19 protein-coding genes are annotated in these 23,345 nt (G+C 63.6%); 13 read left to right on the top strand and 6 right to left on the bottom strand.

The window, feature by feature from the left end; genetic code table 11:
• Positions 1-26 precede the first annotated feature (26 nt).
• The 4 genes from NKI15_RS15965 to NKI15_RS15950 are packed head-to-tail and all read left to right on the top strand — an operon-like array spanning position 27 to position 4,101.
• Complete coding sequence (locus NKI15_RS15965) at positions 27-1,214, top strand: MlaE family ABC transporter permease (protein WP_023708615.1); 1,188 nt, start codon at positions 27-29, stop codon at positions 1,212-1,214.
• A 1-nt stretch (position 1,215) separates the two neighbouring features.
• A complete protein-coding gene (locus tag NKI15_RS15960; protein WP_023684944.1) occupies positions 1,216-2,034 on the top strand; it encodes an ABC transporter ATP-binding protein in 819 nt (272 codons plus the stop codon).
• 14 nt (positions 2,035-2,048) lie between these two features.
• The gene (locus tag NKI15_RS15955) at positions 2,049-3,422 is read left to right on the top strand and encodes an MlaD family protein (protein ID WP_023708614.1); all 1,374 of its coding nucleotides are present in this window, start codon (positions 2,049-2,051) and stop codon (positions 3,420-3,422) included.
• 37 nt (positions 3,423-3,459) lie between these two features.
• Entirely contained in the window at positions 3,460-4,101 is a 642-nt protein-coding gene (locus NKI15_RS15950; protein WP_444849047.1) for an ABC-type transport auxiliary lipoprotein family protein, read from the top strand.
• Between the two features lie 318 nt (positions 4,102-4,419).
• Here NKI15_RS15950 and NKI15_RS15945 read toward each other — a convergent pair whose 3' ends face one another.
• Positions 4,420-10,662, bottom strand: coding sequence for an apolipoprotein A-IV repeat region-like domain-containing protein (locus tag NKI15_RS15945; protein ID WP_286438820.1), 6,243 nt, complete (start codon positions 10,660-10,662; stop codon positions 4,420-4,422).
• A 313-nt stretch (positions 10,663-10,975) separates the two neighbouring features.
• Here NKI15_RS15945 and NKI15_RS15940 point away from each other — a divergent pair, with 313 nt between their 5' ends.
• From NKI15_RS15940 to NKI15_RS15930, 3 genes are all read left to right on the top strand, one after another.
• The gene (locus NKI15_RS15940; protein WP_023706163.1) at positions 10,976-11,314 is read left to right on the top strand and encodes an Hpt domain-containing protein; all 339 of its coding nucleotides are present in this window, start codon (positions 10,976-10,978) and stop codon (positions 11,312-11,314) included.
• 156 nt (positions 11,315-11,470) lie between these two features.
• A complete protein-coding gene (locus NKI15_RS15935; protein ID WP_023707481.1) occupies positions 11,471-11,791 on the top strand; it encodes a 2Fe-2S iron-sulfur cluster-binding protein in 321 nt (106 codons plus the stop codon).
• Between the two features lie 104 nt (positions 11,792-11,895).
• Entirely contained in the window at positions 11,896-12,927 is a 1,032-nt protein-coding gene (locus tag NKI15_RS15930; RefSeq protein ID WP_023673506.1) for an NAD(P)/FAD-dependent oxidoreductase, read from the top strand.
• A gap of 20 nt (positions 12,928-12,947) precedes the next feature.
• On the opposite strand, the gene NKI15_RS15925 is transcribed toward NKI15_RS15930, so the two are convergent.
• Positions 12,948-14,432: an MDR family MFS transporter gene (locus NKI15_RS15925; RefSeq protein WP_023706165.1), complete on the bottom strand. Its 1,485-nt coding sequence runs from the start codon at positions 14,430-14,432 to the stop codon at positions 12,948-12,950.
• 232 nt (positions 14,433-14,664) lie between these two features.
• Positions 14,665-15,285 (bottom strand): DUF922 domain-containing Zn-dependent protease, encoded by a 621-nt coding sequence (locus NKI15_RS15920; RefSeq protein WP_031196576.1) that lies wholly within the window; start codon positions 15,283-15,285, stop codon positions 14,665-14,667.
• Between the two features lie 148 nt (positions 15,286-15,433).
• Between NKI15_RS15920 and folP the strand changes: the two genes are divergently transcribed.
• From folP to folK, 3 genes are read left to right on the top strand one after another with little or no spacing between them, the layout of a single operon-like run.
• Positions 15,434-16,279, top strand: coding sequence for a dihydropteroate synthase (folP, locus tag NKI15_RS15915; RefSeq protein ID WP_023706167.1), 846 nt, complete (start codon positions 15,434-15,436; stop codon positions 16,277-16,279).
• 53 nt (positions 16,280-16,332) lie between these two features.
• A complete protein-coding gene (folB, locus tag NKI15_RS15910; protein WP_023706168.1) occupies positions 16,333-16,692 on the top strand; it encodes a dihydroneopterin aldolase in 360 nt (119 codons plus the stop codon).
• Positions 16,676-17,194 carry a 2-amino-4-hydroxy-6-hydroxymethyldihydropteridine diphosphokinase gene (folK, locus tag NKI15_RS15905; protein ID WP_023706169.1) on the top strand — a complete coding sequence of 173 codons (519 nt, stop codon included), beginning with the start codon at positions 16,676-16,678 and terminating at the stop codon, positions 17,192-17,194. The genes folB and folK overlap by 17 nt, the downstream gene beginning before the upstream one ends.
• Here folK and NKI15_RS15900 read toward each other — a convergent pair.
• Both NKI15_RS15900 and NKI15_RS15895 read right to left on the bottom strand, forming a co-directional pair.
• Positions 17,191-17,739 (bottom strand): DUF924 family protein, encoded by a 549-nt coding sequence (locus NKI15_RS15900; RefSeq protein ID WP_031196577.1) that lies wholly within the window; start codon positions 17,737-17,739, stop codon positions 17,191-17,193. The two genes, folK and NKI15_RS15900, sit on opposite strands and share 4 nt — an antisense overlap.
• Entirely contained in the window at positions 17,739-19,586 is a 1,848-nt protein-coding gene (locus tag NKI15_RS15895; protein ID WP_352514080.1) for a monovalent cation:proton antiporter-2 (CPA2) family protein, read from the bottom strand. Before NKI15_RS15895 ends, NKI15_RS15900 begins: the two co-directional genes overlap by 1 nt.
• A gap of 160 nt (positions 19,587-19,746) precedes the next feature.
• On the opposite strand from NKI15_RS15895, the gene NKI15_RS15890 reads away from it, so the two are divergent.
• The 3 genes from NKI15_RS15890 (at position 19,747) to NKI15_RS15880 (ending at position 22,455) form a co-directional block, all read left to right on the top strand.
• Entirely contained in the window at positions 19,747-20,736 is a 990-nt protein-coding gene (locus NKI15_RS15890; protein WP_023706171.1) for an AraC family transcriptional regulator, read from the top strand.
• Positions 20,737-20,796: 60 nt separating this feature from the next.
• On the top strand, positions 20,797-22,005 hold the full coding sequence (locus NKI15_RS15885) for an MFS transporter (RefSeq protein WP_352459400.1): 1,209 nt from the start codon (positions 20,797-20,799) through the stop codon (positions 22,003-22,005).
• A gap of 183 nt (positions 22,006-22,188) precedes the next feature.
• Complete coding sequence (locus NKI15_RS15880; protein ID WP_023688654.1) at positions 22,189-22,455, top strand: hypothetical protein; 267 nt, start codon at positions 22,189-22,191, stop codon at positions 22,453-22,455.
• Between the two features lie 338 nt (positions 22,456-22,793).
• Here NKI15_RS15880 and NKI15_RS15875 read toward each other — a convergent pair whose 3' ends face one another.
• Positions 22,794-23,342: a hypothetical protein gene (locus tag NKI15_RS15875; RefSeq protein ID WP_023673495.1), complete on the bottom strand. Its 549-nt coding sequence runs from the start codon at positions 23,340-23,342 to the stop codon at positions 22,794-22,796.
• Between the last annotated feature and the right edge of the window lie 3 nt (positions 23,343-23,345).

Below are 23,345 nucleotides of genomic sequence, written 5' to 3'. Positions count from 1 at the left end.
CGACCCGTCAGGCTAAACAGGACGCCATGTTGACCATCGGCAAACGCGACGCAAGCGGCAACGCCGCCAAGGAGGCCGACCACCAGCCCCGCGTTGCGGTCGGCGAGGAGGGCGGCGTCCTCGGCTGCGCTTTCTCCGGCATCTGGACGACGACGACAGTGGCGCTGATCGACGCCGAGATGCGCAAGATCGAGCAGCGCAAAGGCTTCCAGACGCTCGCTTTGGATCTCTCCCACATCGAGAAGATGGACACCGCCGGCGCCTGGCTGATCGATCGCCTGGTCAGCGTCTTCGAAAAGAAGGGTGTCGAGATCAAGATGCAGGGGCAAAGCGATGTCGCCTCGATCCTGCTCGGCGCCGTTGGCGAAGCTGTCCGGCGCGAGCCCGAATCGCGCGGCGTCCGGCGCCCCAACATCATCCTCCGCGGGCTGGAGGCGGTCGGCCGCCGCATCTATGAGATGCGCGACGATTTCCTCGCCTCGATGAACATCCTCGGCGCCACCATCGGCGGCGCCCAGATGAAGCTCGGGCGCGGCCATGCCATCAATCCGGCGGCGATCTTCAACCAGATCGATCGCATGGGGGTCGGCGCCATCCCCGTGGTGGTGCTGATGTCGGCGATCGTCGGCGCCATCGTCGCCCAGCAGGGCGCCTACCAGCTCAATTATTTCGGCGCCAACATTTTCGTTGTCGATCTGGTCGGCGTGCTGATCCTGCGCGAACTCGGCGTGCTGATGACCGCCATCATGATCGCCGGCCGCTCCGGCAGCGCCATCACCGCCGAGATCGGCTCGATGAAGATGCGCGAGGAGGTCGACGCGCTGAAGGTCATCGGCCTCAACCCGATCGGCGTGCTGGTGTTTCCGCGCCTGGTGGCGCTGGTGATCGCGCTGCCCTGTCTCACCATCGTCGCCAATTTTGCCGCTCTTGGCGGCGGCATCCTAGCCGCCTGGCTTTATTCCGGTATTGCGCCGACGGCCTTCATCGACCGGCTGCGCGGCGCGATCGATATCAGCACCATCTTCGCCGGGCTGATCAAGGCGCCGTTCATGGCCATGATCATCGGCACCATTGCTTCCGTAGAAGGCATGAAGGTCGGCGGCAGCGCCGAATCGCTGGGTCTGCACGTCACCGCCTCGGTTGTGAAATCGATCTTCGTTGTCATCATCCTCGATGGCCTTTTTGCCATCTTCTACGCATCGATCGAGTTCTGACATGATGCGCAGAAACTCAAAGGCGACCAAGGCTGTGCAGGGAATGGAAGAAGACGATATCGTGCTGTCGGTGCGCGACATCACCGTTGCCCTGGACGACAAGCTGATCCTCGACAAACTGGCGCTCGACATCAAGCGCGGCGAAATCCTCGGTTTCGTCGGCGCCTCGGGCGCCGGCAAATCGGTGCTGCTGCGCACGATTCTCGGCCTGCTGCACAAGCAGTCCGGCACGATCAAGCTGTTTGGCCTCGACCTCGAAAAGGCCAGCGACATCGAACGGTTGCGCATCGATATGCGGCTTGGCGTGCTTTTCCAGCACGGCGCCCTGTTTTCGGCGTTGACCGTGCAGGAAAACGTGCAGGTGCCGATGCGCGAATATCTCGATCTGCCGAAGAAACTGATGGACGAGCTGGCCTTGCTCAAGATCGAACTGGTCGGCCTGCCGCCGGACGCCGCGCAAAAATTTCCCTCGGAGCTTTCGGGCGGCATGATCAAGCGCGCCGCCCTGGCGCGGGCGCTGGCGCTCGACCCCGACATCGTCTTCCTCGACGAGCCGACTTCCGGCCTCGACCCGATCAGCGCGTCCGAATTCGACGAACTAGTGGTCAAGCTGCGCGATACGATGGATCTGACGGTCTATATGGTGACGCACGATCTCGACACGCTGTTTACCGCTTGCGACCGCGTGGCGGTGCTCGGCAACAAGAAAATCCTGGTCGAAGGCACGATCGACGACATGCTGAAAAGCGAAGAACCGTGGGTCAAATCCTATTTCCGCGGAAAACGCGCTCGGCAACTTGATCTTGCCGCGCGCGCATAGACATAAGTGGGGCAATGGAAACCAGAGCCAACTACGTAATTGTCGGCATTTTCACCCTGGCTGCAATCCTGGCGGCGTTCGGGTTCGTCTATTGGACCGCCCAGATCGGTGATCGCGGCGAGACGGCGGAGCTGCGCGTGCGCATTCAGGGTTCGGCCTCCGGCCTCGGCCCCGGCAGTCTGGTGCTGTTCAACGGCGTCAAGGTCGGGGTGGTCAAGCGCGTCTATTTCGACCGCAATGACCCCAATGCCGCCATTGCTACGACCGAGATCGACCAGACAACGCCGCTCACCAAATCGACGCAGGCCGATATCGGCATCGCCAGCCTTGCCGGCCAGGTCAACATCGAATTGAAGGGCGCCGATCCAAAGGAACCAAATCTCCTGGAAGAGGCGGCAAAGGAAGGCAGGACCGCCGAGATCGTCGCCAATCCATCGGCGGTCACCAACCTGCTGCAGACTGCGCAGAATATCTTCACCCGTGCCGACAAGGTGCTTTCCGAACTCGAAGGTTTCACCAGGGATGTGCGCGGGCCGCTGACCCAGACCGTCAAGAACGCCCAGACATTTTCCGATGCGCTGGCCAGGAATGCCGACGGCATCGACAAGTTCCTGACCGCCGTCAGCGCGCTGTCGGATGAGCTGAAGGGTGTTTCCGGCAAGCTCGACGGCACGCTGAAGGCTGCCGAAGGCCTGCTCAATGCCGTCGACAAGGACAAGATCAAGAGCATCGTCGCCAATGTGGACGCCGTCACCGCCAATCTGAAGGAGACCAGCGGACAGCTCGACGGCGTGATCAAGAACGTCGATACCGCGGTCGGCTCGGTCAACGATTTCGCCACGCGCACGCAAGGCACGCTGGCCAAGGTCGACAATGTGCTCGACGGCATCGATCCGGCACAAGTGCGCGTGGCGCTCGCCAACATTCAGAAGGCCAGCGAAAATGCCAACAAGGCCGCCGCCGACATCGCTAAGGTGACCGACAAGTTCGCCGACCGGGCCGACGACATCGACGAGACGATCAAGGACGCCAAACAGCTTGCGTCGCGCCTCAACGATGCCTCGGTGCGCGTCGACGGCATCCTGAAAAGGGTCGATACGCTGCTCGGTTCGGGCCAAGCCGACGGCGTCATGGCCGATGCCAGGGACACGCTGAAGTCGTTCAAGCAGGTCGCCGACACGCTGAACGCCCGGCTTGGCACGATCACCGACAATATTGCGCGCTTCTCGGGCCAGGGCCTGTCGAATGTCGAGGCGCTGGTCCAGGACAGCCGGCGTTCGATCAGCCGCATCGAAGAGGCGGTGACCGATCTCAGCCGCAACCCGCAGCGCATCCTGTCGGGCGGCGACGGCGAGGTCCGGCAGTTCGATGGCAGGGCACGGCGTTGACTTCCGTGCCCGCCCGCAGCAATTACATGGACCGCGGATGCGGATTCATCATACGATCCGGGGACAGTGGGGATCACGCGTGACGTTCGGGTTGGGTGGGTATAGATCGGCAGTCGTTTTGCTTGGCCTGACGCTGGCTGGTTGCGCGGCATTGGGAGGCAAGCCGGCGCCACTCGATACGTTCGAGCTGTCCGCCCCGTCGATCGACGCGCATGGCCACAGCCGCCGCCAGATCCTGATCGCCCAGCCATCCGCGCTCAAGGCGCTGGACAGCCAGAACATCGTCATCAAGCCGTCAGATCGCTCGATCCAGTATCTCAAGGGCGCGCAATGGGCCGACCGGCTGCCGCTGATCGTGCAGGCGAGGCTCGCCGAAACCTTCCAGCGCTCCGGCAGCTTTGCCGGCGTCGGCAAGCCGGGCGAGGGGCTGGCGATCGACTACCAGGTGATTGTCGAGATCCGCTCCTTCGAAGTCCGCGTCAATGGCGGCGAGCATGCCGAGGTCAATCTCTTCGTGCGCATCCTGAACGACCGCAACGGCGAGGTGCGCGCCTCCAAAAGCTTTACCGCATCCGCTCCCGTCTCGGGCAGCGGCAATCCGGCCTATGTCAACGCGCTCGACAGCGCCTTCGGCGAGGCGGCGAAGGATATTGTGGGCTGGACGGATTCGGTGATCTGAGCCGGTCGAGGCTTCGAACGATCGTTCGTCGCGTTAAGCCATCACTCGACCAAATATCGCAGGTTCGCGCTGACCCTCATTGCGCTGCCGGGCATTTCTCCCCGTATAGTGACGGGCGAAAGAACGCCGCCGCCAATGATTCCGCCAATTGTCACCGTTGCAGTACGGGCGGCGAGGCTGATGCCATCTCCCTTCACCCCGTCGCTATACGGGGAGAAGGTGCCGGCAGGCGGATGAAGGGCAGCGCAGACCGACATTTTGCACAAAGAAAAGGCGGGAACTTCCCGCGCCTTTTCTGTGTCTGTGGTGTCGCCTCAATCAGTGCAAACGGCCGCTCGCATGGGCCAGCATGGTGTAGACCTTGCCGGTGTCCGACGTCAGGTAGGTCTGCGCCATGATGTTGTCGCGGTCGTTGCGCGAGACGTCCTTGAGCAGCTTCTCGAAATCGTCGCAGTAGCGGTCGACGGCGGCGCGGAACTCCGCCTCTGCCTGATATTTGCGGCGGATTTCATCGAAGGTCTGCTGGCCCTTGAGCGTGTAGAGGCGGCGCGTGAACACGTCACGCTCGCCGCGCCGGTAGCGGTTCCACAGCTCGATAGAGGCGTCGTGGTCGATCGCCCGGGCGATATCGACCGAGAGCGAGTTGAGCGACTCCATGACATGCAGGGGCGAGCGCTGGGCGGGAGCCGCGCGCGGTGCTTCCGCGGGCGCTGCCGGCCTGGCGACTTCCTCCTCGCGCGATGCCCCGGTCAGGAGATCGCGCACCCAGCCGCCTTGCGGCGTACGGGCGTTGGCGTCGCGCTGGCGCGGTGCTTCGGCAGGGCGTTCGATATCGAGCGTGCCACGCAGGCCGCCGAGCGGCGCCTGCGGAGCAGGGCGCTCCGGCTGTGGAGCCGGCGGCGGGCGGCGTACCGGCTCGGCCGGGCGCTGCACTGGCGCCTGAGGCGCCGGGCGCAGGGCGCGCGGTTCGGCATTGTCGCCGCCGCGTCCCGATTTCGCAACGATATCCGAAAGTTCCTTGAGCGCGTTGATCTGTTCGGCAACGGCACGGCGGATCGCCGAGGTCGATTCCTTGGCCTCTTCCGGCATCTCGATGACGCCCTTCTTGAGCTCGGCGCGGGTGAGGTCGAGCTCGCTCTTGATCGAGCTTGCGGTGCGCCGCATCTCCTCGGTCGCATCGGCGAACCGGCTGGTTGCCGAATCGACCACTTCCGTTATGGCGATCCGGATCTTGTCGGCTGATGCCAGCGTCTTGCCTTCGGCATTCTGCATCGTCTGGCCGACAAGGTTTTCGAACGAACGCATCACCTTCTCGAGGTCTTCCGACTTCTTGACCAGGCCGACGGCGAGATCTTCGAGCGACGACTGCCGCTCAAGCGTGTGCTCCAGATTGCTCTGCGCCGAGCTCAACAGATCCGAAGCCGAGGACAGCAAGCGGCTGTGCTCGTCGAACTTGGTGGCGATCGAGGCCACTTCGCGCAGGGTCGACGACGACAATTCGGTAAGCCGCGTCGTGTTCGAATCGACCAGGCGGGCCGAGCTGGCGAAGGTCTGCGCGGCCTTTTCGGTGGTTGCCGCGAAGCTTTGCGTGCTGCCGCTCAGACGTTCGTCAACCTGGCCGAGGTTGATCGCCGCCTGTTCGATCAGCTCACCAAGCTGCGAGCTGGAGACGCTCATGCGGCCGATGAGGTCGGCGACGCTATCGGCGAGCGACGAGCGCGCGCCTTCGACGGCCGACAGCGTTTCGGCGGTGCGGCTGGCGAGCGCGTTGACGAGGGCGGCATTTTCGCTGCGCAGCTTCTCGGTCGCGCGTTCGGTGACCTCTTCCATGCTCTTTTGCAGTTCCGAGCCGCCCTGGGCGAAGCGCTCGACCAGCGGCCGCGCGGTTTCGTCCAGGATCTTCGCCATCTCGGCCGAACGCGCCGCCAGCATCGTGTTGAGCTCGCGGGTATTGGTGCCGATGGTCTTGGCAGCGTCGTTGGTGCTCTGGCCGATGTGCTGGCCGACCGCGGTAAAAGTCTCCGCAATCGTGTTGGCGCGCGAGATCAGCTGAGCTTCTGCGCTGGAAACCTGCTCGTTGAGCTTCTGACCCATCGTCTCCGTCGTATAAAGAAGGCGGTTCTCGACGTTGGCGACCTGTTCCTCGACGCGCGAAGCTGCGGACGCAACGCTCGCGGCCAGTCGCTCATCGGCGCCGGCAAGAGCCTGCTCCATCTCGCGGGCGTGGACGGCAAGTTCCTGGCCGGTCTGGCGTGCGCGTTCGGCAACACGCTGCTCGGTGCTGGCGAAGGCGCCGACGATGTTGTCGGCATGCTCGCCGATCGTCGACGTGGAGTCGGCGATGCGCGACACCAGGCGGTGATCGGCCTCGTCGAAGATGCGGCTGATCTCGGTGGCGCGTGCCGACAGCGCGTCCGAACCCTCGGCAATGCGCGAGATCAGCTGCTGGTCGGCGGCGTCGAAGATGCGGCCAAGGTCGGAGGCGCGGGCGGCGAGCGCTTCGGCGGATTCGCCGATGCGCATGCTCAGCCGCTGGTCGGCGCCCTCGAAGTTACGCAGGATGTCGCCGGCGCGGTCGGCCAGCGACTGCGCCGTCTCGACCGCGCGGGCGACCAGCTTCTGGTCGGCGGCGTCGAACGTGCCGGCGATCTCGCCGGCGCGGGCAGCCAGCCGTCCGGCCGTTTCTTCGGCGCGGGCGAGCAGCGAGTTCGACGTCTCGTCGTGCCGGGCAAGCAGCACGCTCGACGTATCCTCGGTGCGAGCGAGCAAGGCGTTCGTCGTGTCCTCGGCGCGGGCCAGCAAGGCGTTCGTCGTATCCTCTGCGCGCGCAATCAGGGCGCTCGATGTGTCCTCGGCACGTGCGTGCATACGGCGATCCGCGTCCTCGAAGGTCCGGGCGATGTCCTCGGCCCGGGCCAAAAGGGCGGCCGAGGTCTGCTCGGCACGCTCGGCGATCTTGCGGTCCGCGTCACTGAAGGCAGCACCGGCCTGTTCGTGCAGCGCGCTGGTGACTTCCATCACCTTCTCGCGGAGCGCGCCGGCAACGAAGACGGCGCTCTTTTCGAGCACGCTGCGGACATTGTCGACACCCACCGACAACGCGCGCTCCATGGTTCCGGCGCGCTCTTCGATGATGCCGGTCTGCTTGCTGAAGGCCTGCTCGATCTTCTCGACATCGGCAGCGATTGCCGCCGAGATATCGGTGCTTCTGCCGGCAATCTGGTCGATATGGCCCGACAGCGAGCGGTCGACATCCTTACGAATGTCGGCGAGCTTTGCCAGATCGTCTTCCAGCGCCTGGGTCAACATGTTGCGGCCTTCGGCCAGCTTGCCGACATGGCCGGCGATGATGTCGTCAACCTCACCGCGGCTTGCCGACAGCTTCTGCAGGTCGGCTTCCAGCGCACGTTTCAGGATGTCTCGCCCCTCGGCCAGCTTCTCGACCTGGCCTGCGACCAGTCCGTCGATGCTCGACCGGCTCTCGGCCAGCTTGGCGAGGTCGTCCTCGAGAGCCTTCGACAGCGTCGCGCGATCCCGGACGAGCTTGTCGCTGTGACCCTCGATCAGGCTGTTGACATTTTCCAAATCCGCTTCCAGCACCCGTGCGAACTCGCCACGGTTTTCGCTCAGCTTCTGCGACTGGTCGGCAATGGCGCTCCTGATCGCATTGAGATCGGCTTCGAGCGCCCGTGTGAGGATGTCGCGGCCCTCGGCGAGCTTCTCGACCTGTCCGGCGACCAGCCCATCGATGTTGGAGCGGCTCTCCGCCAGCTTGGCGATGTCGTCTTCCAGTGCCTTTGAGAGCGCCGAACGGTCCTGGACGAGCCTGTTTTGATGATCGGCCATGATGCCGCTGACATTGTGCAAATCGTCCTGAAGCGCCTGAGATAGCGTCGAACGATCCTGGACAAGCCGGCTCGAGTGGTCGGTGATCAGGCTGTTCACGTTCTGAAGGTCATCCTTAAGCGCCTGGGATAGCGTCGAACGATCCTGGACAAGCCGGTTCGAGTGGTCGGCGATCAGGCTGTTCACATTTTGCAGGTCGGCCTCCAATGCCTTGGAAAGCTGACCGCGCTCGTCCGCCACCTTGTCGGAATGATCCGCGATGGCACCCTTGATGGTGTTGAGGTCGGCTTCGAGCGCGCGCTTGAGGATATCGCGGCCCTCGGCCAGCTTCTCGACCTGGCCGGCGACCAGCCCGTCGATGCTCGACCGGCTCTCGGCGAGCTTGGCGAGGTCGGCCTCGAGCGTCTGTGACAACAGGCCACGATCGTCGGCAAGCCGGCTCGAATGGTCGGAGAGCAGGCCCCTGATGCCGGATAGGTCGTTCTCCAGCGCCTTGCTGAGTTCGGTGCGGTCCTCGGCCAGTTTCGCCGAGTGGTTCTCGATCACGCCCTTGATGCCGATAATGTCGTTTTCGAGCGCCTTGGTCAGGATGGCGCGGCCTTCGGCGATCTTTTCAACCTGGCCGGCGACCAGCCCGTCAATCGAGGCGCGGCTGTCGGCGAGCTTGCCGAGATCGGCTTCCAGGGCGCGCGACAGAATGTTGCGGCCTTCGGCCAGTTTACCGACATGTCCGGCGACCATTTCGTCAATGATCGTACGGGCTTGCACAAGTTTTCCGGAGTCTTCATGCAAAGCCTGGTTGAGCCGGTTGCGGCCTTCTTCAAGCCGCTCGAGATGGCTGCCCAGCGACGCGTCGATGGCGGCGCGCGACTCGTTGACCTTGCGCAGATCCTCTTCCAGGGCGCGCGAGATCAGGTTGCGGCCTTCGGCCAGCTTCTGCACCTGGTTGGTTACGGCCGCATCGATGCCGGCACGGCCCTCGGCGAACTTCGCCAGGTCCGCCTGCATGGCAGCCGCCATGCGTTCGCGGCTTTCGGACAGCTTGCGGCTGTGGTTTTCGACGGCGTCCTCGATGCCGACGCGGGCATCGGCAAGACGCTGGATGTCGGTGTCGAAGGAGCGCGACACGACATGGCGGGCGGCTTCCATGCGGCCGGCGAAATCGCTGGCGCGGGCTTCGAGCATCGACGAGGTCGACGAGACGATGTCGGCCATGTCGGCGCCGATCTGGGTCTTGCCCTGATCGATCATCGCCGACAAATGATCCTTGCTCTCGGCAAAGGTGTGGGCGATCTCGCGGGCGCGCTCGACCAGCGTTTCGTTGATCTGGCGGGCGCGCGCCTCGAGCGCGGCGTTGAGCTTCTGCGTGCCGGTATCGAGTGCTTCGGCGCGGGTCTGGAATTCGCTGATCAGCGCCTGGCCGCGCTCGGCCAGCGTCCGCTCGATGCCGTTCAGGCTGGACTCGAATTCCGAGCTCAGGGTGCGGGCGGCGCCGCCGAGCAGCGACACCATACCGGTGGTGCGGTCGTCGAGCAGGTCGGTCAGCGACCGGGTCAGGCCGTCTGTGGTGTCCGTCAGCTTGGCGATGCGGGTGTCGAGCAGCGAAGCAAAGGCTTCGCCCGATGTCGACAGCCGGTCGGTGATCGAATCCAGCCGGGTTTCGACGGAATCGAAGATCGACATCGAGCTTTCATTGATGCGGTCGATCAGCGTGTCGCCGGAATTGGTGATCGTCATCGACAGCTTGGTCGACGCGTTGAGGATAGAGTCGCGAATAATGTCGGAGGCGGCGCCGATCTCGTCCTTCAGCGTTTCATGCGCGCCGGTGATCGAGGCGCGCACGCGCTCGGCATGAGTGACGACGGCTTCGCGCTCGCTGCCCAGCCCGTCGACCAGCGACCGGATGCGCGATTCATTCTCCGAATAGGAGCGTTCGATCTGGTTGACCTCGCTGTGGACCAGAGTTTCGAGCTCGACGGCGCGCGCCAGCGTGCGCTCGATGCCTTCGCCCATCGCCGCCACTTCACGGCGAACGGCCTGGCCGATCATCATCACGCGGTCTTGGGCGAGGTTTTCCGGCTCCGCCAAGCGGAAAGCCACCTCCGTCATCGATTGCGCGGCAATGCGCATTTCCTGCGCGCGGCGGATCATCGCCGCGAAGGCCCAAAACAGGACGACCGGTATGATTGCCGCGATCGCTAGGCCGATCAGTTCAGGGCGGGCCAGGATTTGATCGAACGTACGAATTTTCCAGATGCTGGGGCCAAACAGCAGATTGGCGAGGCCGCCGGCGCCGGCGATCCAGGCCAGCGACACGAACGCCACGACCCAATAGATCGTGCTAGACGCGCGCCGGTTGAGGCTGTGCAGCAGCGTCTTGTAATCTTTCTGGCGGTCATCGTTTGCCGGCTTGAAGCCGGCTGGCTGGGCGCTGTTGCGCGATTCGACCGGGCGCAGCTCGGCGGGCTTGACTGCCGGCTTCGCACTCTGGTTTTGTTGGACGGGCGCGTTTTGAGCGGGGGCGGGCTTCTGGGGGCGGCCTTCGCGCGCCAGTTCGTCCGCGGCCTGCGATATCTGCGCTTCCAGATCTTCCATCGACGCCGCGATATCGAGATCGCCGCTGCCGTCTCCGCTGAGATCGAGGTCTAGTGCCTTTTCGAGTTCCCTGGCTACGTCGCTGTCGAGAGTTCTGGTCGTCGTTGGTTTCTTCGCCATGCCTTCGCTACCCTGTACTAGCTGCCGAGGGACTTCTTATTTTTGCCTGATTCTGGCTCGTCTTATCCCACGCAGGAGGCTGAAAATGGACCTTCGTATCGTAATGACACACAGGGGTAAAGAAAACATGCATTCCGCGAGATACGTAAAACTTTAAATATAAGGTTAACGACAACGTGATCTAACCGCATCAGCGGCAACAATTTTCCAGCCCATTCATTAACGCGTTGGCGACGGAAATCGCCTAGTTTTTTCGGCGATCGGCACAAGGAGTTTCAAATTGGTACGCGGTGAAAGCGGCATTGCCTTCTCAATGCCGGGCGGCGATGCGTCGGGACCGGCCCGTTCGCGCCCAGTGGATCTGGCCCATCTGGCCCGTCAGACAATGGGCGATCGCGCCCTCGAACAGGAGGTATTGGCACTGTTCGTACAGCAGGCGCTTTCCGTCCGCGACAGAATTGTCGATGCCGACGTCAGGGAGCGACTGCTTCTGGCGCATGGGCTGAAAGGTTCGGCGCGCGGGGTCGGCGCCTTTGCCATCGCCGACTGCGCCACCTCGATCGAACAGCAGCCGGAAGATGCGCGCATCCTCAAGCGCCTCGGCGCCCTGATCGAGGAAGTGCGCGATTTCATCGCCGCCATCAGCCGGTAATGGCTGCCGCTCGGCAGCGGCCACCGGGATGAATCGACGGGGCCAGGGCGTGCTTTGGCCGCTTTCCGAAAAAACGTCACAAAGCGGCGCTTTCGCGCGGCAGTTGACTTGTCCGGCGGAGTGATTATCTCGGCTGGGACTCCCTTCAGGTGACAAATGACCAAGCTGACCTTCATTGCCCATGACGGCACTCCTTTCGATGTCGAGGCCGAAAACGGCTCGACCGTCATGGAGAATGCGATCCGCAACGCGGTGCCGGGCATCGAGGCAGAATGCGGCGGCGCCTGCGCCTGCGCGACCTGCCATGTCTATGTCGACGAAGCCTGGACGGCCGAGGTCGGCGAGCCGGAGGCGATGGAAGAGGACATGCTGGACTTCGCCTATGACGTCCAGCCGAACTCGCGCCTGTCCTGCCAGATCAAGGTGCGCGACGCGCTTGACGGCCTCGTCGTGCGCGTGCCGGCTCGCCAGGGTTGATCTCCCGTACCATCTGATTTTTCCCGCCGCCGCTTGGCAGCGGGCCAATGCTCATGCAGTCTCGCGCCAGTTTCGCCCCAGTTTGACAATGAGGCTCGCCTGGCATGACCGATGTAATCAAGACGGACGCACTCATTGTCGGGGCGGGGCCGGTCGGCCTGTTCGCCGTGTTCGAACTCGGCCTCTTCGACATGAAGTGCCATCTGATCGATATCCTCGACCGGCCCGGCGGCCAATGCGCCGAACTCTATCCGGAAAAGCCGATCTACGACATTCCAGGCTGGCCCTCGATCTCGGCGCAAGGGCTGGTCGACAGACTGCTGGAGCAGATTCACCCGTTCAAGCCGGATTTTACCTTCAACCGCATGGTCTCCAGCCTGGAAAAGCTGGACGACGGCTCATTTCGGGTCACCACCGACGAGAACGAGGTGTTCGAAGCCAAGGTGGTGGTGATCGCCGCCGGTGGCGGCTCGTTCCAGCCCAAACGGCCGCCCATTCCCGGCATCGAGGCCTATGAGGGCAGGAGCGTCTTCTATTCGGTGCGCCGTATGGAGGAATTCCGCGGCCACGACCTCGTCATCGTCGGCGGCGGCGATTCCGCACTCGACTGGACGCTGAACCTGCAGCCGGTGGCAAAAAGCGTGACACTGGTCCACCGGCGCGCGGAATTCAGGGCGGCGCCCGACAGCGTCAACAAGATGTATGCCATGCAGGAGATGAAGCAGCTGGAGTTCCGGGTCGGCCAGGTGAGCGGCCTGACCGGCGCCGACGGCGAGCTGGCCTCTGCTACCATCAAGGGCGGGCCTGACGGCGACATCGAGGTGCCGTGCACGCGCATGCTGCCATTCTTCGGCCTGACCATGAAGCTGGGACCAATCGCCGAATGGGGGCTCAACCTTCATGAGAACCTCATTCCGGTCGATACCGAGAAATTCCAGACCTCGGTGCCAGGCATCTTTGCCGTCGGCGATATCAACTGGTACCCAGGCAAGCTGAAGCTGATCCTGTCGGGTTTTCACGAGGTGGCGCTGATGGCGCAGGCCGCCAAGCGCATCATCAGCCCCGGTGAGCGCATCGTCTTCCAGTACACGACGTCGTCGACCAGCCTGCAGAAGAAGCTCGGCGTCGTGGAGTAGGTCCTACAGGGCTTTCCGGATCACTCCACCAGAACGACCGGCGCCTCGGCGTCGTCGCGGCCGCGCAGTGACTTCTCCGGCATCAGAGCCAGCGTGATCAGCGCCAGCACGAGCGTGACCGCCGCGGCAAGGAAGATCATCATGAAGGGCGTCGCCGAGACGATCTGTCCGGCAGCCGGCGCGCCTTCGCCGGCAAGCGGCAGGCCATAGCCGAGCGCGACGGCGCCGAGCATGGCGACGCCGAGCGCACTGCCCAGCGAACGCAGGAAGGTCAGCACGCCGGTGGCAACGCCGAGATGCGCGCGGTCGACGGCGTTCTGCACCGATACGGTGGCGACCGGGAAGGTGGTGCCGCTTCCAAGGCCGATGCAGATGGTCAAGAGCTCGACGACCAGCAGCGAGGCGCGGCCAGCGACCAGGCTGAGCACGCCAAGACAGACAATGGCGAAGAGAACGCCGACCATGGCGATGCGCTTATAGTGGAAGAAGCGCGGTATCGTGCGGCCGCTGAAGGTCGCGCCGGCGACCGTTCCGAGCAGCAGGCCGAGCATGGCAAGGCCCGACTGGCTGACCGACAGGCCGATGATCGACTGCAGATAGACCGGCAGATACACCGACAGGCCGATATTAGCGGCCTGCAGCAGGAACATCGACGCCGTGCCGGCAAGCACGATCGGATTGCTCAGCACTTCAAGCGAAATCAGCGGCTCGGCCGCACGCATCAGCCTGAGCGCGAACGCACCCCAGAAGACCGCCGAACAGGCCAGCAGGCCGACGATCTCGCGCGAGGCCCATGGATAGGCGCTGCCGCCCCAGTTGAGGGCCAAAAGCAGCAATGCCGTCGCCACCACCAGAAGCAGCGCGCCCAGCGCGTCGATGCGATGCCGCTTTGCGGCGACCGGCAGTTTGCGCAGCGGCTTGTTGATGATGGCCATGGCCAAGATGCCGAGCGGGATATTGATCCAGAAGATCAGCGACCAATGCAGATGTTCGGCAAATCCGCCGCCGAGCAAAGGCCCGGCGATGCTGGCGACCGCCCAGGTGCCCGAAATCCAGGCGGCATAACGCGCGCGTTCGCGCGGCGGCACCAGGTCGCCGATGACGATCTGCGCCAGGGCGAACAGGCCGCCGCCGCCCGCACCCTGGATCGCCCGGCCGACAACCAACACGAACATGTTGGGGGCCATGGCGCTGACCAGCGATCCCAGAAGGAAGATCAGGATCGCCGCATAGACGGTCGGCCGGCGGCCATAGACGTCGGAAATCTTGCCGTAGAGCGGCGCCATGGCCGTCGCCGTCAGGAGATAGCCGGTCACGATCCACGGCAGGTAGTCGGCATGGCCGAGCGAACGGCCGATGGTCGGCATGGCCGGCGCGACGATTGTCTGGTCGAGCGCCGCCAGCAGCATCGACAAAAGGATGCCGGCGATGATGACGTTCTTCTCGCTTTCCGTCAGCGGCGCGGCGGGCGCCACCCTAGCCGGCTTGTCGACAGCCTGGTCCATATCAGTTCATCCATAACGTTCGAGAGCGATTGCGCGGCGCCAAATGGCCGCTCCGCTATACGCCGCCTCGATTGGTCTTGATCTGGTGTTTCGAAGCTCGCGCCTTGCCACCTGACATATCTTGCGAGCCTGACATATGTCGTCCCGTATAGGCCGATTTCGACCTTTGCCCGAAAATTTTCTGGGGCTGGCCTCATGTTTCGGCAGAATTGGCTTGGTATCAGTCCGTGTTTCAGCCGGGCGGAAGCTGGCCGTTCTCGACGCGCTGCATGCGGTAGCGCAGCAGCCGCAGGATGCGGCTTTCGAAATTCACGCCTTCCACGCGGTCGAAGCGCAATTGGTCCTGGTCATGCCTGGCGAGTTCGGCCGCGGTGATCTGCGCCGCCTTCGCCTTGGCCCCGGCGCAGGTCTTTTGCGCAAAGCTCGCGTTCAGCGCGTCTTCGAGCAGACGGCCGTGGTTCTTGGCGATCTCGACATGACGCTCCTCATGGCGCTTGATGTCGGCCGACAGCGTGTCCCAGAACAGCCTGACATCGGGATCGGCCTTGCGCGGCCTGCGCCACTCCGGAAGGATGACCTTGACCTTGACGGTGACGGCGGCCTTGGCGATGCGGCAGGTGTCAGCGGTTTGCGCGTAGCTAATGCGGGTGGTGAACGCCATCTGGGTGGCGCCCGGATGCCGCATCCCGGTGCTTTTCACCTCGGGTCCATGTTTCGACAATTGCGTCTCGATGTCATCGAGCGTGCTGCCGCCGATGGCAAAATAGCTGTAAGTCTTCACCAGATTGGCAGCATTCGCCGGCAGAGCGGTCAAAGCCAGCATCATGGCGCAGAGCAGGGGTCGTTTCATCATGTTGCCTCTTCACTCACCTTGCTTTACGGCCGTTGCCGGCGCAACGGAATTGATCTTCCACCGATCACGCATCGTTGATGGATTGCAAGCGCTCGATGAGCCACATGCCAATGAGCCACATGCCAATGAGACACATGGTTGAAGGACAATGACGACAAGGCGATGGCAACTGGCGCATGGGCGCCATCTCGACCTTGGCGAGAAAGCTATTGTGGTCGGCATTCTCAACGTCACGCCGGACAGTTTTTCCGACGGCGGGCTGTTCATCACACATGATCAGGCGGTGGTTCAGGCGCACCGCATGGTCGAAGAGGGGGCCGCCGTCATCGATATCGGCGGGGAATCGACACGCCCCGGCGCCTCTCCCGTAGCGCCTGAAGAAGAGCAGGCCCGCATCCTGCCGGTGATTGCAGCACTTGCCGGTTCAGGCGAAGCCCTGATGTCGGTCGACACCTATCGCGAGGAAACCGCGCGCCTCGCCGTCGCCGCCGGTGCGCATATCGTCAACGATGTCTGGGGCTTGCAGCGTGAACCCGGCATCGCCCGCGTCGCCGCCGAGACCGGCGCCGGACTGGTCATCATGCATACCGGGCGCGAGCGGCAAAAACTGCCCGACGTCATCGCCGACCAGTTTTTGTTCCTCAAGGCTTCGCTGGAAATCGCCAGGCGCAGCGGCGTTGCGGACGATCATATCGTACTCGATGCCGGCTTCGGCTTCGCCAAGGAGACGGCTGAGGAAAACCTCGACCTGATGGCGCGGTTTTCCGAGCTTAAGGAGCTCGGTTTTCCCTTGATGGCCGGCACGTCCAGAAAACGCTTCATCGGCACCGTCACCGGCCGCGAAGCCGGCGCGCGCGCCGCCGGGACGGCAGCCACCAGTGTCATTCTGAGGCTGAAGGGCGCCGATCTGTTTCGCGTTCACGATGTCGCAATCAACATGGACGCACTGGCCGTCGCCGATGCTATGCTGGCGCGTGAAAAGCCAGGACGCTGAGCCCAGGACACCAAGAAATGCCAGGACACTAAGAAATGCCAGGACACTAAGAAATGTACGTCATCCGCATGAAGAACTGCGCCTTCTTTGCCCGGCACGGCGTGCTGGATGAGGAAGAGGCGCTTGGCCAGCGTTTTTATGTCGATGCCGAGTTGACGGTCGAGCCCAGCCGCCCACTGGAGGATGATTCCATCGAGGACACCGTCAATTACGGCATCGCCTTCACGGTGATTGAAAAGATCGTCACTGGACATCGCCGTTTCCTGATCGAGGCGCTGGCGCTCGAAGTAGCGAAGGCACTGACTTCACGGTTTCCGCAGATCAGGAAGGCCGAGATCACCGTGCGCAAGCCCAACGCACCGGTGCCCGGCGTGCTCGATTTCGTCGAGGTGACCGTTGTCTGGCCAGAGTAACAATAACACGGTCTATCTCAGCCTTGGCGGCAATCTCGGCGATCCCTCGGCCTCGATGGCCACGGCGCTGCGCCTGCTGGACGCCGACGAGAACACGCGTGTCATCGCCGTCTCCTCGCTCTATCGCACGCCGCCCTGGGGCAAGCTCGACCAGCCGGATTTCCTCAACGCCGCTGCCAAAATCTCGACCGCGTTGGCGCCAAGGGCGCTGCTCGACCTCTGCCTCGACGCCGAGCGCAAGCTGAAGCGGGTGCGCGAGGAGCGCTGGGGTCCGCGCCTGATCGACATCGACATATTGGTGTTCGGCGACCGCATCATCCACGAGACCGGTCTGGAAGTGCCCCATCCCCGGATGCTGGAGCGCGCCTTCGTTCTGGCGCCCTTGGCAGAGATCGCGCCGGATCTGGCGGTGGGCGGCAGGAGCGTGACCGAGCGGCTCAGCGCCGTCGATACGTCAGGCATAGAGCGGCTGGCTTCCGGCCGCGACTGGTGGCTGGGTTAACCGGAGAAGCCGCCGCCATCGAGAAATGCCTGTTCGTCCGCCGTCGTCTCGCGGCCAAGCATCTTGTTCCTGTGCGGAAAGCGGCCGAAACGCTCGATGATGTCGCGATGCTCGATGGCGTATTTCACATACTCCGGCGCCCTGGCGGTGGTGAGCTCGACCGATCTGTCCTGGTCGGCGGGCAGTTCCGAATGTTCGTAGGGCAGGTACAGGAAGACGCGCAGGTTTTCTTCCAGCGCAAGGTCGTGGCCGGCAGCGATCGCCTTGGCGGCAAAATACCGCGCCAGCGGATCGGTGGCGTACATATGGCCTGAGCCGCGAAAGCAGTTGCGCGGAAACTGGTCGAGCAGGATCATCAGCGCCAGCGAACCCTCGGCATGCTCCGACCATGCGTCGCACTCTCGCCGCGCGGCGGCAAAGTGCAGGTCGAGAAACCTGCTGCGGAAATCCGCGTCGAAGGCGTCGTTCTTCTCGAACCACGCGTCTTCGCCGGCCTCGCGCCAGAATTTGGTGACGGCGAGCGCGCGCTCATCCAATGCGGTCATCAGCTTTCCCCCTGATCGGCGGGCTCGGGCTTGTGCAGCACGCCGGCGGTCTCTTCGTTCAGGGCCTGGCCGGGCCGGCGCGGTTGCGTCAGCGGCGTCGGGATCGGCGTGCCGGTATTGCCCCTGAGGAAACGTTGCCCGGCGCGGACGCCTTCGGCCAGCTGCGTCTCCAGTCGGGCATTGTCGCGCCGTCGCACATCCTCGATGACATTGGCGACATCTTCCGGCTCGACGCCCAAAACCTCGAGCGCGGAACCGCCGAAGACGAGGGCCGATTCGAAGGTCTCGCGCAGCTGGAAGTCGACCCCGGCGCGGATGAGCGACAGGGCGGTGCCGCGATCGAAGGCACGCGCCAGGACAGTCAGCAACGGGAACTCCGCCTTGATCAGTTCCGCCATGCGCACCGTGGCGTCCGGCTTGTCGACGCAGATCAGCACGGCGCGCGCGCGGCCTGCACCTGCGGCGCGCAGAATGTCGAGCCGCGTGCCGTCGCCATAATAGACCTTGAAGCCGAAATCGGCGGCCGCCTGGATCATTTCGACATCATTGTCGATGATCGACACATCGATGCCGCGCAACAAAAGCGGCTGGCTGGCGATCTGGCCGAAACGGCCGAAGCCGATGACCAGCACACTGCCGGTAAGGCCGTCGGCGATGTCGACGCCTTCAAGCGACTGCTCGTCGCGCGGCGTCACATATTTGAGCGCAATGATGGCCAGCGGCGTCAGCACCATGGAGATGATGATGATCGCGGTCAGCGTTGCGTTGGCCCGGCTGTCGATGATGCCAACCGCCGCTGCGGCCGAATAGAGGACGAAGGCGAATTCGCCGCCTTGCGCCATGATCACGGCTCGTTCCAGCGCTTCACGATGACCGCTCTTCAGCAAGCGGGCGACGAGGTAGATGCCGAGCGCATTCATCGCCATGTAGGCGACGACATAGACGGCGATCAGCCGCCAGTTGTCGGCCACCACATGCAGGTCGAGCGACATGCCGACGGCGAGGAAGAAAAGGCCAAGCAGGATGCCGCGGAATGGCTCGACGTCGGCCTCCAGCTGGTGGCGGAAGGTCGATTCCGACAACAGCACGCCGGCGAGGAAGGCGCCCATCGCCATCGAGAGGCCGGAAAGCTGCATGACCAGCGCCGACCCCAGCACGACCAGAAGGGCTGCCGCCGTCATGACTTCGCGCGCCTTGGCGTCGGCCAGGATGCGGAAGAACGGGTTGAGCAGATAGCGGCCGGCCACCACCAGCCCGACGATGGCGCCAAGACCGATGCCGATTTCGGCCAGCCTCTGCTGCAGGGTCATCTCGGCGCCGCCCGGCGCCAGGAAGGCGACCAGCGCCAGAAGCGGCACGATTGCCAGATCCTCGAGCAGCAGGATGGAAACGATGCGCTGGCCCTTGGGGCTCGCCATCTCGCCGCGCTCTTCCAGAAGCTGCATGACGATAGCCGTCGAGGTTAGGACGAAACCGGCGCCGGCAACGAAGGATTGCGCGATCGGAAAGCCGCCGGCGAGACCAACACCGGTGAGCAGCAAGGCGCAGACGCCGACCTGCAGCGCGCCGAGGCCGAAAATCTCGCGGCGCAGGCCCCATAGCCGCGACGGCTGCATCTCCAGCCCGATGATGAACAGGAACATGACCACGCCGAGTTCGGCGACATGCAGGATGGCTTCCGATTCGGAAAAAATGCCAATACCGAACGGGCCGATGACCACGCCCGCGGCGAGATAGCCGAGGATCGAGCCCAGCCCCATGCGTTTGAAGATCGGAACGGCGACGACGCCTGCGGCAAGCAGCGCCACCACCTGAATGAGATCGCTGCCCGATGCTTCCGCTGCCATGCCTCTTGTCCCTGTGTCCGACAGCACTCCTTGCATGCACTGGGAGCGGGAGGCAAGGGCGGGAAGCCTGCCAGAATGGGTAGGGTGCCGTGGCAGCGATTCCCCCGTGGAACAACAGTCTGCGCTTGCCTGTCGGACGGCTGGTATCTATATCTGGCAAATGCCTGATTATTCGTCCCGGCCGTCGCCGCTGCCACATATCCCGATGGATGCGCTCAGCGAAGTTCTGCAAGACTTTCGCTTGAGTGGCGTCAACTATGGCCGCTGCGAACTCCGGCACCCATGGAGCATAGACTTTCCGCAACAACAACTGCTTCGTTTTCACTTTGTCGGCCAGGGTCCATGCTGGATTCACACCGAAGCGCAAGGCTGGCAGGAGTTGCGCGATGGCGATCTGGTGCTGCTGCCGCAAGGCATCGCCCATCGGCTGGCGAGTGCGCCGGACGTGGTGGGCGACTCGCTCGAGGGCTGCCAGGTGATCAAGTTGGGCGGCAACGTTTGCGAAGTGATACGGCAGGGAACGGGCGCGACAAGCACCCTTTTCTGCGGCTCCATGTCTCTCGGCTCCTATGCGCTCAATCCGTTGATCACGTTGATGCCGCCTCTCATCAAGGGTTGCGACGTGGCCGGCAATGACCCGATGGTCGGCCCTTTGCTGGCGGCCATGACGGTGGAGGCCGCGCAACCGCAGATGGGCAGCGCCACCATCCTGTCGCGTATGGCGGATTTGCTGACAGCCAGGCTCATACGCTGCTGGGTCAATTGCAACGGCGCCTCGACCATCGGTTGGCTTGCAGCCATCCGCGACCCCCATATAGGGCGCGCTCTGGCGGCCATGCATCGCGATCCCGGCCACAACTGGACGCTGGGAAGCCTGGCCGGCGTGGCAGGCCAATCGCGTTCGATTTTCGCCGAGCGCTTCAGCGCGGTATTGGGTGAGGGCGCCGCACATTATCTCGCCCGCCTGCGCATGCAGCTTGCCCGCGAATTGCTGGGCCAAAACGGCTTGTCTGTTGCCGAAGTCGCTACCCGTTTGGGCTATGATTCCGAGGCGTCCTTCGCCCGCGCGTTCAAGCGCATCACCAATGTCTCGCCAGGCGTTGTGCGCCGCACAATTCCCGGACGAATGGATATGAATTTCGGATTTTAAGGTACATAACATCCGGGCGGACTCGCCTATCTAAGATCTCCAAACTGTGGAGATCTTCCCGTGACTGACACAACATTACAGCTTGAAGACGCCGCCATTGGCCTTGATGCCGATGCACCAGCCGCGTGGAGCGCGGCCACCTGGTTCGCGGTCCTTTCATTGGCGGCCACCAGCTTTGCCCTGGTGTCTGCCGAATTCTTGCCGGCAGGTCTGTTGACGCCGATGGCGCGCGATCTCGGCATCAGCGAGGGAACGGCCGGACAGGTCGTCACCGCCACCGCTTCCGTTGGCGCCGTGACGGCCATGTTGAGCAATGTTCTCATCGGTCGATTGAACCGCAAGGCGGTGCTGGTTGGCCTCATGGCCCTGGCGGTCGGTTCCAATATTCTTGCGGCGCTGGCGCCCAATTTCTGGCTGCTGTTGCTGGGCCGGGCCGGGTTGGGGATCGCTCTTAGCGCTTTCTGGGCACTTTCCGTTGCCGTCGTGGCGCGGCTGGTTGGCGCCAATGCGACAGGTCGCGGCATGGCGATCGTGACCCTCGGCGTCTCACTCGCCACCATTGCCGCGCCGTCGATGGGTGCGTTGATCAGTGACTGGCTGGGATGGCGCAGCGCCATGGCCATGACGGCGGGGCTGGCCGCGCTTGCCATGCTGCTGCAGCTTCTCAGCCTGCCGACCTTGCCTGCGGCGGCAAGCAACAGCCTTGCAGACGTCTTTCGGCTGACACGGCGGCGTGGCATCCAACTCGGCATGCTTGCCATTGTTCTGCTGATGACCGGGCATTTTGCCGGCTCGGTCTATGTGCGCCCGTTCCTCGAACAGGTGACGCTCCTCACAACCGGGCCGATTGCCCTGGCGCTGCTCGGGTTTGGCATCGCCGCTGTGATCGGCAATATTGCCGGTGGCCGCCTGGCCGACACCAACATCCACATGGCCCTCGCAGTAACCGCCGCGTTGATGGCGTTTGCGGCACTCGCTTTGGTGCTTTGGGGCGCGCAAACCGGCGTTGCCTTCGGCTTTGTTACGCTGTGGGGCTTCGCCTTCGGCATGGCGCCGGTGGTGCTGCCGACCAATATGTCCCGCGCGGCGCCTGATGCGCTGGAAGCAGCAGGCAGCCTGATGGTCACTTCCTTCCAGGTTGCCATCACCGTCGGTGCGGTTATCGGCGGTTATGTCGTGGACACCTATGGCGCTACGGGGCCTTTGACCCTAACCGCCGTCCTTGCCGCGGCGACGGCCGCACTGGCGCTGCTGCAGCCTCGTGGCTGAAACCTTGCTTCGTCTGACACGGACGGCCTCAATCAGGCCGTCCGCGCCGTTGCAGCAGCGCTGCACAAGTTTATGCGCCGCACACGTTGCGTTTTGCCGCAATCGGCGGCTATGGGACGCCAGGCTTCGGCCGTTGGAAGGCAGCGACGATCAAGTTCTGCCTTCGTGAGGAGAATGACTGACATGAAGAAGTTTTTGCTCGTCGGCGTGGGTGTCGCCATGCTTGCCGCATCGGCCTGTTCGAAGGCGCCTGAATGCACGCAGGAGATTGCCGCCAAGAAGGCGCAGGAGATGACCGCCGCGCTGCAGGAGGCGATCACCAAGGATCCGTCCAAGGCCGCCGACCTAACCGCCAAGGTGCAGGCTGTGACGACCAAATATCAGGGCGCCACCACGCCGGCCGACGCCTGCAAGGCCTATGACGAGCTGACGGCCGCCATCAAGGGCTGATTCTTCGTTCGGAAATTGAGAAAGGCGGTGGCTCGAGTAGCCGCCGCCTTTTTTGCTGGCGTTCTTAAAGCGCATCGCGCTGACACGAAGGACGGCCGGCACGCACAGGACCCTGACACGTTGGCCTTGCTGTGGCTTGGGCCGTCGGAGACGCTGACATCGTCGGTTGCGCGCCACATGTCCGATCGCGGCAGAAAGGTGCCGCACCGAGCGGCCCGTGCTTGAGGAGCGCCAACCCGGCCGCAAGGTGGCCTGTCATTTCCCGACATCGAGCTGAGCGGAACAGCTATCGCGCAGTGCAACCCCGTTCCGCGCATTTTGGGGGAACCGCTTGAGAGTCAGTTTTTGGCGATGGAGCCAACTTCGACGGCATCGACGCGCTTGAGGCTCATGCCGATGACCGGCACCAGCTGCTGGTCGACGCGCACGGCGATAGTCACCGTCATCGAATTGTCGTCGGGAATGCGGGCCTGCATGACGCCGCGCAATTGGTTGCGGTTGATGGTGAAGACGACTTTGCGGGCATCGACCACATTGCCGCCGATGATGTCCAGGCCCGACCCCGCGGCGCCGCCCATGAAATTGCCCTTGTAGTCGCGGCCCTTGCGCTCGACGGTCGCCGACATTTTCTGGGTGAAGACACCGACGCGGCAGTCGCCATCGAGCGTCATGCCGGTCTTGTTGTCCGGCGTCGAGCCGTCGAAGCTGCAGGTGAACTTCGTGCCCTTGTATTTGCCGGCGATGATTTCGCCCGGGCCGACCCATTTGCCTTCAACGGTGCGGAAGAACTGCTTGTCGGGCTCGGCTGCAAAGGCTTTCCCGGTCGGGCCCAGAGGTGCTGCAAGCGCGACCAGGGGCAGGACGCAGGACAAGATTACGCTTTTCATAGA

This window comes from Mesorhizobium sp. M0862 (assembly GCF_040319795.1).
Lineage (GTDB): Bacteria > Pseudomonadota > Alphaproteobacteria > Rhizobiales > Rhizobiaceae > Mesorhizobium.
The sequence above is the reverse complement of the archived record's forward strand: the minus strand, read 5'-3'. Positions and strand labels throughout refer to the sequence as shown.

What these genes read in the sequence shown, in the direction of transcription:
- folB (WP_023706168.1), top strand. Translation starts at nt 16,333, where the DNA reads ATGTACGTCATCCGCATGAAGAACTGCGCCTTCTTTGCCCGGCACGGC.
- NKI15_RS15880 (WP_023688654.1), top strand. Translation starts at nt 22,189, where the DNA reads ATGAAGAAGTTTTTGCTCGTCGGCGTGGGTGTCGCCATGCTTGCCGCA.
- NKI15_RS15955 (WP_023708614.1), top strand. Translation starts at nt 2,049, where the DNA reads ATGGAAACCAGAGCCAACTACGTAATTGTCGGCATTTTCACCCTGGCT.
- NKI15_RS15960 (WP_023684944.1), top strand. Translation starts at nt 1,216, where the DNA reads ATGATGCGCAGAAACTCAAAGGCGACCAAGGCTGTGCAGGGAATGGAA.
- NKI15_RS15875 (WP_023673495.1), bottom strand. Translation starts at nt 23,342, where the DNA reads ATGAAAAGCGTAATCTTGTCCTGCGTCCTGCCCCTGGTCGCGCTTGCA.
- NKI15_RS15895 (WP_352514080.1), bottom strand. Translation starts at nt 19,586, where the DNA reads ATGGCAGCGGAAGCATCGGGCAGCGATCTCATTCAGGTGGTGGCGCTG.
- NKI15_RS15965 (WP_023708615.1), top strand. Translation starts at nt 27, where the DNA reads ATGTTGACCATCGGCAAACGCGACGCAAGCGGCAACGCCGCCAAGGAG.
- NKI15_RS15930 (WP_023673506.1), top strand. Translation starts at nt 11,896, where the DNA reads ATGACCGATGTAATCAAGACGGACGCACTCATTGTCGGGGCGGGGCCG.
- NKI15_RS15940 (WP_023706163.1), top strand. Translation starts at nt 10,976, where the DNA reads ATGCCGGGCGGCGATGCGTCGGGACCGGCCCGTTCGCGCCCAGTGGAT.
- NKI15_RS15945 (WP_286438820.1), bottom strand. Translation starts at nt 10,662, where the DNA reads ATGGCGAAGAAACCAACGACGACCAGAACTCTCGACAGCGACGTAGCC.
- NKI15_RS15900 (WP_031196577.1), bottom strand. Translation starts at nt 17,739, where the DNA reads ATGACCGCATTGGATGAGCGCGCGCTCGCCGTCACCAAATTCTGGCGC.
- NKI15_RS15935 (WP_023707481.1), top strand. Translation starts at nt 11,471, where the DNA reads ATGACCAAGCTGACCTTCATTGCCCATGACGGCACTCCTTTCGATGTC.
- NKI15_RS15925 (WP_023706165.1), bottom strand. Translation starts at nt 14,432, where the DNA reads ATGGACCAGGCTGTCGACAAGCCGGCTAGGGTGGCGCCCGCCGCGCCG.
- NKI15_RS15890 (WP_023706171.1), top strand. Translation starts at nt 19,747, where the DNA reads ATGCCTGATTATTCGTCCCGGCCGTCGCCGCTGCCACATATCCCGATG.
- folP (WP_023706167.1), top strand. Translation starts at nt 15,434, where the DNA reads ATGACGACAAGGCGATGGCAACTGGCGCATGGGCGCCATCTCGACCTT.
- NKI15_RS15920 (WP_031196576.1), bottom strand. Translation starts at nt 15,285, where the DNA reads ATGATGAAACGACCCCTGCTCTGCGCCATGATGCTGGCTTTGACCGCT.
- NKI15_RS15950 (WP_444849047.1), top strand. Translation starts at nt 3,460, where the DNA reads ATGCGGATTCATCATACGATCCGGGGACAGTGGGGATCACGCGTGACG.